Source organism: Aeromonas sp. Lyrl_2, from assembly GCF_051948815.1.
Taxonomy (GTDB): Bacteria; Pseudomonadota; Gammaproteobacteria; order Enterobacterales; family Aeromonadaceae; genus Aeromonas; species Aeromonas veronii.
The window spans coordinates 142282-155148 of the sequence record NZ_JAYJLJ010000003.1; the positions used below are offsets into that span (position 1 = coordinate 142282).

A 12867-nucleotide genomic window follows, 5' to 3' on the forward strand; every position below is an offset into this window, starting at 1 on the left:
TTTATCTTCACTTGAAGATACTTTATGAAGAGATAAATAATGCCAATGCTGATCGCCTTGCTGGCTCCACTGCTGTGGGGCAGCACCTATGCTGTCGTCAGCCTCTACCTGACTGACTACTCACCCTACTGGGTTGCCGTATGGCGGGCACTGCCTGCCGGGCTGCTCTTGTTACTGTTGCATCCGCGCATGCCGCCTCTGCCCTGGGGCAAGCAGTTCCTGTTGGCGTTTTGCAACATTGCCGCCTTCTTCGCTTTGCTGTTTGTTGCGGCTTTCCGGCTGCCGGGGGCAGTAGCAGGTACACTCGGTGCCACCCTGCCGCTGGTGCTGATGCTGCTGGCCTGGTTGCAAGATGGCACACGACCGAGCCTGAAATGGCTACTGCTGGGATTAATGGGGTTGGCTGGGGTATTACTGTTGCTCAACCCCTCTGCCAATCTGGATCCTGTCGGAGTTGCATGCGCCATGCTGGCCACAGTGCTGATCGGCCAATCCAGCCGTTGGATGCGCCACTGGCCGGTAAACGATCTGCTGGCGCTGACCGCCTGGCAATTGCTGCTTGGGGGCTTGATGCTGATCCCGCTCGCCTGGTGGCTAGCTGGCCCAATGCCGTTACCGGATCCGGCCAGTGCGCCGGGATTACTCTGGTTGATCCTGCTCAACACCGCGCTGGGCTACTGGGCCTGGTTGTGGGGATTAAAGCACCACGGCCCAGAGGTGATGGGCATGCTGGCCCTCACCAATCCCATGATGGCTGTGTCGCTTGGGGTATTGATGGTGGGTGAAACCCTGGATGTCAGCCAGTGGATCGGCATCGGGGTGCTCCTGCTCTCCCTGTTCCTGATGAAGCTGCCAGCACGCCCCTTTTTCAAACGTTGGCAAGCTCGCCGAGCGAGTACAGGGATCTGTCACGAGGCGTAAACACTAGATAACCTCAACCCGCGCATAAACAAGAGGAGCCACTTCGGCTCCTCTTTTTTGTCAACTGTCCCGTCCTGAATATGGTTTACACCTTTCCCCCCAATAAATGGAGAACCCGATGGGACAAGGTGTGAAACGGACACAGCGCGATTACTCGCTGGCTTTTAAATTGGCACTGGTCGAGCAGATTGAAAAAGGCGAGCTCACCTACAAACAGGCTCAGGTGCGTTATGGCATTCAGGGCCGCTCCACCGTTCTGGTATGGTTGCGTAAACATGGTCGGCAAGATTGGAGCCAGGGGGCTTCTGTACGTGCCGGCAGGAGCATCACCATGCCTGACCCCGACAACCAGACGCCCGAACAGCGCATCAAGGAACTCGAGCAACAGCTGGCGCTGATGAGCCAGAAGGCCCAGTTCTTTGAGGCCGTCGTCGATGTACTGAAGAATGACTACGGCGTCTCCATCGTAAAAAAGCGACCCGGCAAGTCCTCTCGCAGCGGCAAGTCGAGAGGCTGACCATTGTCAGGGCTTGCCTGTTTCTGGGGATAAGCCGGCAGGCTTACTACAAGCGCAATCGGGTCGCCGACGAGCGCCATGCACAGGGATTGTAGGTGGTGTGCTTTGTGCGTCAGGTTCGACTGCGACAACCTCGGGTGGGCACTCGCAAGTTGCATTATCTGCTCCAGGGTCAGGATGATGGCGGGCTCAAGGTAGGGCGTGACAGGCTGTTTCGGATATTGGCCGAGCACCGCCTGCTGGTGCTGCCCAGACGGGCGTATCACAAGACCACCCACAGTTTTCACCGTTTCTACCGTCATCCCAACTTGCTCAAGGCGGGGCCAGAGCAGGTCACACCGGTGGCCCCGGAGCAGGTCTGGGTCGCAGATATCACCTATCTGCCCGCCAGGAGCGGGCCGCTGTACCTGAGCCTGGTGACGGATGCCTACTCACGCAAGATAGTGGGCCATCACGTGCACGAAGGAATGCATGCCGAATCGGTGGCGATGGCGTTCAAGAAAGCGCTGAAGCAACGACGTGGCGGCGGGGAGCTAATCCATCACTCAGACCGCGGCGTGCAGTATTGCTCGGGGCTGTATCAGTCATTACATGAACGGTACGGGGTGAAATGCTCGATGACGGATGGGTATGACTGTTACCAGAATGCGTTGGCGGAGCGGGTGAACGGGATTTTGAAAGGAGAGTTATTGTTGCAAAGCCCGCAGGATTTGACGCAAGCGCGGGAAATGGTGCGTGAGGCAGTGGATATTTACAACGCGGAGCGGCCGCATCATGCGTTGAAATACAGAACCCCCGATGCGGTACATAGGGGGTTCTGAGTAGAGAAATGCTAGTTGAAAATGTGTAAACCTATTTCAGGACTAGACAAACGGTCAGCGACTGGAAGGTGGCTTATACACCTGCTTTGGCCAGCGCAGCAGAGACGATCTGCTGGGCCTCTTGCTGGATGAGGTCGAGGTGCGCGTCGCCCTTGAAACTCTCCATGTAGATCTTGTAGATGGACTCGGTGCCGGAGGGGCGCGCCGCGAACCAGCCGTTCTCGGTCACCACCTTGAGGCCGCCGATGGCGGCATCGTTGCCCGGCGCCTTGGTCAGCTTGGCGATGATGGGCTCACCGGCCAGAGTGGAGGCTTCTACCAGTGCAGGATCCAGCTTGGAGAGCACCGCTTTCTGGGCGCTGTTGGCCGGGGCGTCGATACGGCGATAGCTGGAGCGGCCAAACTTGGCTTCCAGTGCGTCGTAGTGAGCCTGCGGATCCTTGCCGGTCACCGCCAGAATTTCCGCCGCCAGCAGCGCCAGAATGAAGCCATCCTTGTCGGTGATCCAAACGGTGCCATCTTTGCGCAGGAAGGAGGCACCAGCGCTCTCCTCGCCACCAAAACCGAACTCGCCGCTGTAGAGGCCATCCACGAACCACTTGAAGCCGACCGGCACCTCTTTGAGGGTACGGCCAATCTCGCCGGCAACCCGGTCGATCATGGAGGAAGAGACCAGCGTCTTGCCGACGGCCGCATCGGCAGACCAGCCGGTGCGATGGGTAAACAGATACTGGATCGCCACCGCCAGATAGTGGTTCGGGTTCATCAGGCCGGACTTGGTGACGATGCCGTGACGGTCGTAGTCAGGGTCGTTGCCAAGGGCGATGTCGAACTTGTCTTTAAGGGCAATCAGACTGGCCATGGCGAACGGGCTGGAGCAGTCCATCCGGATCTTGCCGTCTTTATCCAGGGTCATGAAGGAGAAGGTCGGGTCGACCTTGTAGTTCACCACCTCGATGTTCAGACCATAGGTCTTGGCGATGACGTCCCAGTAGGCGACGCCGGAGCCGCCCAGCGGATCGACACCGATCTTGATGCCCGCGTTCTTGATGGCATCCATGTCCAGCACGTTCTTCAGATCATCCACATAGGGGGTGACATAGTCGTGCTCGACCACGAACGGGCTCTTGAGCGCCTCGGCAAACGGCATCCGTTTCACGCCAGCCAGACCCGCTTCCAGAATGGCGTTGGCTCGGTCCTCGACCCACTTGGTGATCTCCCCTTCGGCGGGGCCACCATGGGGCGGGTTGTACTTGAAGCCACCATCTTCCGGCGGGTTGTGGGACGGAGTGATCACCACGCCGTCAGCGCGCGCTGCAGGCTTGCCCGCGTTATGGCGAAGGATGGCGTGAGAGATGACCGGGGTCGGGGTAAAGCCGAGGCCAGCCTGAATGCGGGTCTCGACGCCGTTGGCGGCCAACACTTCGACCGCACTGGCAAAGGCGGATTCGGACAGGGCGTGAGTATCCATGCCGACAAACAGCGGGCCAGTGATGCCGGCCTGCTGGCGATACTCCACCAGGGCCTGGGTCACCGCCAGAATATGGGATTCGGTAAAGGCGCTGTGCAGGGCGCTGCCACGGTGGCCAGAGGTACCGAAGGCAACCCGCTGCTCGGGGCGGCTCATGTCCGGCTTGTTGAGGTAGTAGGCGCTGACCAGACGGGGGATGTTGGTCAGGTCGCTTAAACGGGCCGGTTGACCGGCGTGGGAATGCTGAGCCATGGCGTTTTCCTTGCGTAATGGCGGCCTTGGCGGGCAAGGCCTGAGTCTTGAAGAATCGTTAAATGGCGCCACACACCTGCGCGATCACCTCTTCGCCATAGCCCATGCTGGCCATCAGCTGGGCCACCATATTCTGCTTGCGGCTGGTGTTGGTGTTGGTGATCACCCAGAACGGGGTCTCCGGTACCGGCTTGGGCTTGGTGGTGCTGCCACTGGCACGCAGAGCCTCGGGATCCTGCGAGAAATAGACGCGCTTGCGCCCCTTGATTTCGGTGGCCTGGGTAAAGCCTTCCGGGTTATCCCGGTAGAGGGTACTCAGCACCAGCATAAAGCGGTTGATGGACTTCTCTTCTTTTTGCAGCTCACCGGAATCGAGCAGGGCTTGCAGCCCTTGTTGGGTGGCTACCGTACTGGGCTGCGCGACGGCAACGGGCTCGGCAACAGGCACACCTTGGTGAGCAGGCTGTTCCAGCAGACGGCGCAGGATATCGGAGGCACTCTCACCAATGTGCCGGGTCTGGCTGGCGATATAGAAGTAGAGATCGTCATCAAGCTCGATGGTTTTCATAGGGATGCGCTGGACTCGTCGAAATTCGGATGCGGCGATTATACATAGGCAAACCCGACAGCCCAAGCAAGGGGCTGGCAGATGTACATGAATCTCATCGAGAATACGGCATAATAGCGGGCCAAGTGTGTGATCAGCCGCACTGATAGCCGATCCGGACGGGATTTTTTAGAAAAAAAACCACATAAAATCCCAATCTATTGGACGAAATCCTTTTCTTTCCAGTGCGTTAAATAAAACAGCAATACGCACCCACGACCGACAAGGTGTCATTTTGCAACAAAACAGCATATTGAACTTCAAGGAGCAGGGTCAGGGCCCGGCCGTTATTCTGATCCACGGCCTGTTTGGCAGCCTCGACAACCTCGGCCTGCTGGCCCGAGCCCTCTGCGAACAATACCGGGTCATCAGCGTCGATCTGCGCAACCACGGAGCCTCCTTTCATAGCAGCGAAATGAGCTATCCGGCGCAAGCGACCGATATCCTGACCCTGATGGATCGGCTGAATATTGCCGAAGCGACCCTGATTGGCCACTCGATGGGTGGCAAGGTGGCGATGCAGGTCGCCAAGCTGGCGCCCGCGCGGGTGACCAAGCTGGTGGTGGCCGACATGGCCCCGGTCGCCTATCCCCACTCCCGCCACCAGAATGTGTTCGCCGGACTCAACGCCACACTGCGCACGCCGCCGCAAAGCCGCAGTGAAGCGGAAGCCATGCTGGCGCAGCACATCGAGATCGCCGGGGTGCGCCAGTTTCTGCTCAAATCCTTCGCCAGAGGCGAGCATGGCTGGGGTTGGCGCTTCAATGTGCCCGCCCTTGAGCAAAACTACGCCAACATCATGGGCTGGCCAGAGGATGAACGCCGCTTCGAGGGGCCAGTGCTCTTTATCAAGGGGGGGGATTCCGATTACATGCAGCCCCAATACAGCGAGACGGCACTGGCCCAATTCCCGGCGGCAAAGGTGCGTGTCATCGCGGGTACCGGCCACTGGTTGCACGCGGAAAAACCGGCTCTGTTCAACAAATTGGTTGTGGATTTCCTGTCGACAGGCGGTTAACAGTTTCAAATCCTTTGTGATATAGTGCGCCCGTCATAAGGAGTGTGCGCAATCCATGCTAAGTGAACATATCGACCTGATCGAAAGTTTGGGCCTCAAGTTATTCTTTGTGGCCATTTTCATATTGATTGGCCTGGCCATTCAGGACGTGCTCAAACGCGGCAACGTGCCCCGTTTCGGTCGTTTTATCGTCTGGTTGGTACTGTTTCTGGGTTGTGCGGGTTTTGTCGCCAAGGGGCTGATCGAACTGGGCTGGGAAGGCTCAGGACTCGGCTAACTTATTTTCATCTGTGATGTATGGCCAAACAGCAAACTGATCGAACAACACTGGATCTGTTCGCAAATGAGAAGCGCCCCGGCAGGCCAAAGACCAATCCACTCCCCCGCGAGACCCAGCTCAAGATCAACAAGCGTAACCAGCTTAAGCGCGATCGGGAAAATGGGCTGAAGCGGGTAGAGTTAAAGGTGGAGGCCGAGTTGCTGGAGCGCCTGAACCAACTTGCGTTACAACAGAACATCAGCCGAGCCGAGCTGATCCAATCTATCCTGAAACAACAGATTGAGTCCGCCTTTGCGGTGGACATTGCAGTCTGAGCGTTGAGCATTAACACCAAATACGGGTAACTAAACACTATGGCAAGTGTAGGTCTGTTTTTTGGCAGCGATACCGGTAACACCGAAGCTGTCGCCAAGATGATCCAGAAAGAGCTGGGCAAAAACCTGATTGAAGTCCGTGACATCGCCAAGAGCAGCAAGGCCGACATCGAGAGCTTTGATCTGCTGATGTTCGGCATCCCGACTTGGTACTACGGCGAAGCCCAGGCCGACTGGGACGACTTCTTCCCCGATCTGGGCGAAATCGACTTCACCAACAAGCTGGTCGCCATCTTCGGTTGCGGTGATCAGGAAGACTATTCCGAGTACTTCCTCGATGCCATGGGCACCCTGCGCGACATCGTCGAAGCCAAAGGCGCCATCATCATCGGTCACTGGCCGACTGCCGGCTACGAGTTCGAAGCCTCCAAAGCACTGGTCGATGACAAGCACTTTGTCGGTCTGGGTATCGATGAAGATCGCCAGCCGGAGCTGACTGCCGAACGCGTCAAGGGCTGGTGCAAGCAGCTGCACGAAGAGATGTGCCTGGGCGAGCTGGAGTAATCCGCTTCCCCTCATACCTCTGACAACAAGGGCCCTGACGGGCCCTTGTTGTATCTGCAAGTGGCGATGCCTGCCTTCATTCTCCCCTGTTATTCACCTCTGTGCTCCGGTTTGGCTCGCACATAGAGGGTGCGCTTGACCTGCGCCACCAGCTCGCCGCTCTTGTCCTGTACCGTCACCTCGAATTCGGGGAAGTGTTTGTTGCCACCTTCGGTCGCCGCCACGATTTCGGCCAACTTGCCCTCGGTCAGGTTGAACTCGGCCACCAGCTTGCCCTTGCCGGGCTTGATATAGTTGATGCTGCCCGCCTTGTCCCAGACGTAGTAGCGATTCTTGAAGTAGCCCATCAGCATCAGTGGATAGATGGGGTCCGTCATGGCAAACATGCTGCCGCCAAACTGGGTGCGGTTGGCGTTCTTGTTCCACCAGCGGGATTTGAGGGTCACCCGGCAGTAGCGAAAGTCATCGCTCAGGGTCTCTATCTTGATACCGGCACCCCAGAAAGGGGGCCAGGCGTTGAGTGCGCGGCGCACCCAGGCCGCATTGTCAAAAAGCCAATCCATGGATCTCATCCGACCAGAATATGAAAGTTACATCTTATCAACATCTGCCATGCCAGCAAGTCGGACGACACGATTGATTATTTCAATCCAACCGGCCATTTATGGCTAAACCCCTTGAATTGCTGGGTTTATTTTTAGGGAGGCTACGACCTATAATGACAGGCCAAGCGAGTTCAAGGTTGCCATTCCTGCGGCAGTCCATCAGAATAACCCCACCTTCGAGAATGCGAATAAGTAGAATATGGCAGACAACAACCAAGCGTTAAAAAAGGCCGGGCTCAAGATCACCTTGCCCCGGGTCAAAATCCTGGAAATCCTGCAACAGCCGGATTGCCAGCACACCAGCGCCGAAGATCTCTATAAACGACTGATCGACCTGGGTGAAGAGATTGGTCTCGCTACCGTCTATCGCGTTCTCAACCAGTTTGATGATGCCGGTATCGTTACCCGTCACCACTTCGAAGGTGGCAAGTCGGTATTCGAGCTGGCCACTCAGGAGCACCACGACCACCTGGTTTGCCTCGACTGCGGCAAGGTGATCGAGTTCTCCGACGAAGTGATCGAACAGCGCCAGCGCGAGATCGCCAAGAAATTCAATATCCGTCTCACCAACCACAGCCTCTACCTCTACGGTCACTGTGCTACCGGTGAGTGCAAGCACGACGAATAAGTCGGCCGCGACTTGCAGATAACGGACAATAAAAAAGCCAGCTGATGCTGGCTTTTTTATTGTCCGGCGCAGGCCGCTGGCAGCACACAGGGCAGAGTCTCCCCTGCCCCATCGGCTTAGCCTTCTACCTTGCCCCAGGAGTCACGCAGGGCAACGGTGCGGTTGAACACCAGATGCTCCGGGCTGGAGAGCTTGTTGTCGGCGCAGAAGTAACCTTCACGCTCGAACTGGTAAGCCTGCTCCGGCTTGGCGTTCTTGAGCGAAGCCTCGACACGGGCCCCCTCGATGATCACCAGGGATTCCGGGTTCAGCGCAGCTTCAAAGTCATCCTCGGCGCCCGGGTTCGGCACCTTGAACAGACGGTCGTAAAGACGCACTTCCGCTGGCAGGGAGTGAGTGGCGCTGACCCAGTGGATCACCCCTTTCACCTTGCGGCCATCGGCCGGATCCTTGCCCAGAGTCTCGGGGTCGTAGGAGCAGTAGATGCAGGTGACCTTGCCATCGGCATCTTTCTCGATGCGCTCGGCCTTGATCACATAGGCATTGCGCAGACGCACTTCCTTGCCCAGCACCAGACGCTTGAACTGCTTGTTCGCCTCTTCTTTGAAGTCCGCTTCATCGATGAAGATCTCGCGGGTGAAGTTCAACTCGCGGGTACCCATCTCGGCATTGCTCGGGTGGGCCGGGGCAGTCAGCACTTCGTCGGCAGCCAGGTTCTCGATGACCACTTTCACCGGGTGCAGCACGGCCATGGCGCGCGGTGCATGCTCGTTGAGGTCTTCGCGGATGCAGGCTTCCAGCATGCTCATCTCGACGATGTTGTCCTGCTTGGTCACACCGATGCGCTTGCAGAACTCGCGGATGGAGGCCGGGGTGTAACCACGACGACGCAGACCGGAGACGGTCAGCATGCGCGGGTCGTCCCAACCATCGACGTGCTTCTCGGTCACCAGCAGGTTCAGCTTGCGCTTGGACATGACGGTGTATTCGAGGTTCAGACGAGAGAACTCGTACTGACGGGGGTGGCAGTCGATGGTGATGTTGTCCAGCACCCAGTCGTACAGACGACGGTTGTCCTGGAACTCCAGGGTACAGATGGAGTGGGTGATCCCTTCCAGCGCGTCCGAGATGCAGTGGGTGAAGTCATACATCGGGTAGATGCACCACTTGTCACCGGTCTGGTGATGGTGGGCAAACTTGATGCGGTAGATAACCGGATCACGCATCACCATGAAGGGGGATGCCATGTCGATCTTGGCGCGCAGGCAGGCGGTGCCTTCGGCGAACTCGCCGTTCTTCATCTTGGCAAACAGCGCCAGGTTCTCTTCCACGCTGCGATCGCGGAACGGGCTGTTCTTGCCAGCTTCAGTCAGGGTGCCACGGTACTCACGCATCTGCTCGGGCGTCAGCTCGTCCACATAGGCCAGACCCTTTTCAATCAGCTCGATGGCGTAGCCGTGCAGCTTGTCGAAATAGTCGGAGGAGTAGCAGATCTCGCCGTTCCACTGGAAGCCGAGCCACTGTACGTCCTGCTTGATGGACTCTACGTACTCGATATCTTCCTTCACCGGGTTGGTGTCATCGAAACGCAGGTTGCACTGGCCCTGATAGTCGCGGGCGATGCCGAAGTTCAGGCAGATGGATTTGGCGTGGCCGATATGGAGATAACCGTTCGGCTCGGGCGGGAAACGGGTATGCACGCTGCTGTGCTTACCGCTGGCCAGATCTTCATCAATGATCTGACGAATAAAGTTAGTTGGGCTGTTCGCCTGACTCATGGCTCACCTCAAAAAAGCGTCACTGGCGGAAGTTGTGCCGGCTGGCACCCTCATCCCCCCGCCGTCAAGCCGGGTATGATCCCTTATTACGGGCGCTGTCTCAACCTGAATTTGACACTTCCGGGCCATTTCCCGGCCATTGCACCGCTAAAAACGGCGTGGCTTGGCACATTGCACACTAAATGCATAAAAAAGCCCCGCACTAGGCGGGGCTGAAAGTGATGAAAAACACAAAACAGACAATTACACACAACAAAGGCTCACACGCACAGTCAACCTTTCCCAAACCCGATGCGCCATCGCCCTTGGGAAAGGCGGGTCTTGCGACCCACCTAATGTTAACGGTTGACTGCTATCAGTTCAGTTCGGTGACGCGGCTGGTGCGCTTGCCATCGAAGCTGGTGGTACGCAGGTAGACCTTGCCATTCACGCTCGGCTTGGCTGCTGCGTCATAGGCACTCCAGTTGGTACCGTCCAGGCTGTACTGGATGGGCAGACCCGGCAGATCCACGTTCGCTTCCAGCACACCGTTCACTACCTTGGCACCCGGTACGGAGAGGCGGTATTCAACACCTGCCTGATCCAGTTTCGGCAGCACGCGCTGACCCAGTACGTTGGCAAACTGGTTCCACTCTTTGTTGAGGGTGGCCTTGTTGACGAACTTGGTCTCGCCGGAGAACTCACGCCCCTTCACATAGTTCAGCTCGAAGCCACCTTTGTGCCAGGCACGCTCGGCCACGGAGAAGATACGCGGGTAGACCATGTACTCGTACTGAGCATCGGTACGCACGGTTTCACTCCACTGCTGACCGGAGATCCCCTTGAACTTGACCGGATCCTGGTCACCCTTGGCCACGAAGGCGTTGCCGTCGCGGTCAACCGAGGTCTCGGCGTTCTGCGGCAGGTTTTCCGGGGCGAAGGCAAACACCTTGCGGGTGTCGTTGAAACGGGTTGCCCAGTAGTAGCCACGCTCGGCCGGGTGTACTTCGTTCGGGAAGTCGAAGTAGAGGTAATCCGGGTTGGACAGCACCACTTGGTAACCCTTGTGCGCCCACTTCATCGCTTCGTTGAAGCCACCCCAGTAGAGGGTTTCCCAGAAGTTGACACGGGTGTTGTCGGTGGCGAAGTCCTTGGCACCGCTGGCGTACTTCAGACCATCTTCCCACGCCTGCAGGGTAGAGAAGCCGCGGTCTTTGACCATCTGGCCCACTTCCTTGGCGAAGTAAACCGGCAGCTCGCCCACTTCCTTGATCTTGCCTTCGTCGATCATCTTCTGGCACATCGGGGACTTGCCAAACGGCTTGTCCTGCTTGCTGGAGTCGACGTTGCCTTTCCAGGCGACCAGCTCTTCTTTCTTGGTGACGGCCGGATCCTGATAGCCACCACCCTGCATGATGTTCTTCGCCTCATCGCCACCGTAGTGCCATGCGGTCAGCGGCTGACCGGCGGCCTGGTGCATCTGGGCAACTTCATCCATTACCTTGGCCACGAAGGTGGCAGCACCTGGCTGGCAAGGGTTGATGAAGGACATCTTGTCGTAGAACTGGACTGAGGTGACGTTGGAGGTGTCAGCCGGATCAGTCAGACGGAACTGGTTGGCTTCCGCTTCTTTGCCTTCCGACATCAGACGCTTGTAGCGCGCTTCCATGGAGACCACGGCAGCACGGGCGTGGGCCGGCATGTTGATTTCGGGGATCACGGTCACACCGCGGGCCTTGGCATAACGCACCAGATCCACGTAGTCAGACTTGCTGTAGAAACCGGAACCCTGGTTGTCGCTGGTCGGGCCGGAACCCAGCTGCGGCATCAGGCACTTGGTTTCGGACTCGTCGTGGCAACGCTGGCTACCGACCTGGGTCAGCTCCGGCAGACCCGGGATTTCCAGACGCCAGCCTTCATCGTTGGTCAGGCCAAGGTGCAGCACGTTGAGCTTCATGGCAGACATCTGGTCAACCAGCTTCTTCATGGTATCCAGGCTGCGGAAGTGGCGGGCCACGTCGGTCTGCATGCCACGGTATTCAAAGCGCGGTGCATCCTCGACGGTCATCGGGCTCACCAGCTTGTCATCAACACCCAGCAGGGAGATCAGGGATTGTGCACCCCAGAATGCCCCGTCGATGTCGCGACCCTGGATCACTGTGCCCTTCTGACCGATGGTCATGTCATAGCCTTCAGCCTGCTTGAGCTTGCTGCCGAGCTTGATGGTCACCGGGTAGCCGGTGTCGGAGAGGGTAACACCCAGCTTGGTCAGTTGAGCCTTCAGGGCCTCGGCGCGATCGCTCGGCAAGTCCAGGGCATTGAGTTTGATGGTGGAGAAGTCAACCTGCGGGCCAGCTTTAACTACCTGCTTCATCGGGGTCGGCAGGATCTGGTTGTCAATCTTGCCAGCCGGCAGCAGGGTACTGGTCTGGTTGGCTGCGAAACGGGTCTCGCTGTTCATCAGGATGTTCTTGTCATCCTTGGTACGCTTCCAGCCATCAGCCGGCATCGGCTTCTCGTAGGTGCTGGCATCATTGATGTTGCTCATGCTGGCCAGTACTTTCGGCTCGGCACCTTCGCTGGCGACATACCAGTTCGGCATGATGTCAGATTCGAACAGTACCCAGTATTCCACCACCAGCGGCACTTCGACCGTGGCATCCTTGGCAAAGCCCTGGAACTTCTCGGTTGGCGTCAAACGATAGAGATCGCCGGTCAGGTGAGTGATGGTGAACTGGTCGTTATCCACACGCTGGATACGACGGATGGAGGAGACGTAGATGCTCCAGTCTTTGGAGGTCACGTCCGCACCGGTATTGGTCAGGTGCAGCTTGGCAACGCCACAGCTCGCCCACTCGGAACCGAGCGCCTGGCAATCGAGGCCGGCACCGGCACCGTCGTTGGTGACCACTTCATACTTGACCACCAGGTTGTTGGCGAGGGAGTCGACCACGGCCTGCTTGGCGGCATCGGCTGCCTGGACCTGGCTGACAAAAACGGTAGACATGGCAATGGCTAACAGAGAATGTTTCAAGTTCATAACTGCTGCTCTCATTTGAAGTAAAGGTTGGATTTTCTTGGCTTTTTTATATGGGGCCCCTGAGCGGGGCCC

Annotated in this window: 11 protein-coding genes and 1 pseudogene; 7 read left to right on the top strand and 5 right to left on the bottom strand. The window is 57.8% G+C overall.

The genetic code is table 11. The features are described from left to right. Nucleotides 1-39: 39 nt before the first annotated feature. Together VF684_RS03660 and VF684_RS03665 are read left to right on the top strand one after the other, a co-directional pair. A complete protein-coding gene (locus VF684_RS03660; RefSeq protein ID WP_139441560.1) occupies nucleotides 40-921 on the top strand; it encodes a DMT family transporter in 882 nt (293 codons plus the stop codon). Nucleotides 922-1039: 118 nt separating this feature from the next. Beyond that, a pseudogene (locus VF684_RS03665) lies at nucleotides 1040-2259 on the top strand (IS3 family transposase). Nucleotides 2260-2332: 73 nt separating this feature from the next. Here VF684_RS03665 and pgm read toward each other — a convergent pair. Beyond that, nucleotides 2333-3982 (bottom strand): phosphoglucomutase (alpha-D-glucose-1,6-bisphosphate-dependent), encoded by a 1650-nt coding sequence (gene pgm / locus VF684_RS03670; protein ID WP_279474908.1) that lies wholly within the window; start codon nucleotides 3980-3982, stop codon nucleotides 2333-2335. Nucleotides 3983-4040: 58 nt separating this feature from the next. Continuing rightward, nucleotides 4041-4550 carry a replication initiation negative regulator SeqA gene (gene seqA / locus VF684_RS03675; RefSeq protein ID WP_075115494.1) on the bottom strand — a complete coding sequence of 170 codons (510 nt, stop codon included), beginning with the start codon at nucleotides 4548-4550 and terminating at the stop codon, nucleotides 4041-4043. A 274-nt stretch (nucleotides 4551-4824) separates the two neighbouring features. On the opposite strand from seqA, the gene VF684_RS03680 reads away from it, so the two are divergent. The 4 genes from VF684_RS03680 to fldA are packed head-to-tail and all read left to right on the top strand — an operon-like array spanning nucleotide 4825 to nucleotide 6765. Beyond that, entirely contained in the window at nucleotides 4825-5607 is a 783-nt protein-coding gene (locus VF684_RS03680; protein WP_279474906.1) for an alpha/beta fold hydrolase, read from the top strand. Nucleotides 5608-5662: 55 nt separating this feature from the next. Then, nucleotides 5663-5884 (top strand): DUF2788 domain-containing protein, encoded by a 222-nt coding sequence (locus VF684_RS03685; protein ID WP_005334296.1) that lies wholly within the window; start codon nucleotides 5663-5665, stop codon nucleotides 5882-5884. Nucleotides 5885-5904: 20 nt separating this feature from the next. Continuing rightward, on the top strand, nucleotides 5905-6201 hold the full coding sequence (ybfE, locus tag VF684_RS03690) for a LexA regulated protein (RefSeq protein WP_005334297.1): 297 nt from the start codon (nucleotides 5905-5907) through the stop codon (nucleotides 6199-6201). A 39-nt stretch (nucleotides 6202-6240) separates the two neighbouring features. Continuing rightward, on the top strand, nucleotides 6241-6765 hold the full coding sequence (fldA, locus tag VF684_RS03695; protein ID WP_005334298.1) for a flavodoxin FldA: 525 nt from the start codon (nucleotides 6241-6243) through the stop codon (nucleotides 6763-6765). An 89-nt stretch (nucleotides 6766-6854) separates the two neighbouring features. On the opposite strand, the gene VF684_RS03700 is transcribed toward fldA, so the two are convergent. Beyond that, on the bottom strand, nucleotides 6855-7328 hold the full coding sequence (locus VF684_RS03700) for a DUF4442 domain-containing protein (protein WP_005334300.1): 474 nt from the start codon (nucleotides 7326-7328) through the stop codon (nucleotides 6855-6857). Nucleotides 7329-7569: 241 nt separating this feature from the next. Between VF684_RS03700 and fur the strand changes: the two genes are divergently transcribed. Continuing rightward, a complete protein-coding gene (gene fur, locus VF684_RS03705) occupies nucleotides 7570-7998 on the top strand; it encodes a ferric iron uptake transcriptional regulator (RefSeq protein WP_005334301.1) in 429 nt (142 codons plus the stop codon). A gap of 116 nt (nucleotides 7999-8114) precedes the next feature. Here the strand turns inward: fur and glnS are convergent, their stop codons facing one another. Then, nucleotides 8115-9776, bottom strand: a complete 1662-nt coding sequence (gene glnS, locus VF684_RS03710) for a glutamine--tRNA ligase (protein WP_005334302.1) — start codon at nucleotides 9774-9776, stop codon at nucleotides 8115-8117. Between the two features lie 355 nt (nucleotides 9777-10131). Beyond that, nucleotides 10132-12795, bottom strand: coding sequence for a beta-N-acetylhexosaminidase (locus VF684_RS03715; protein ID WP_440173800.1), 2664 nt, complete (start codon nucleotides 12793-12795; stop codon nucleotides 10132-10134). Nucleotides 12796-12867: the final 72 nt, after the last annotated feature.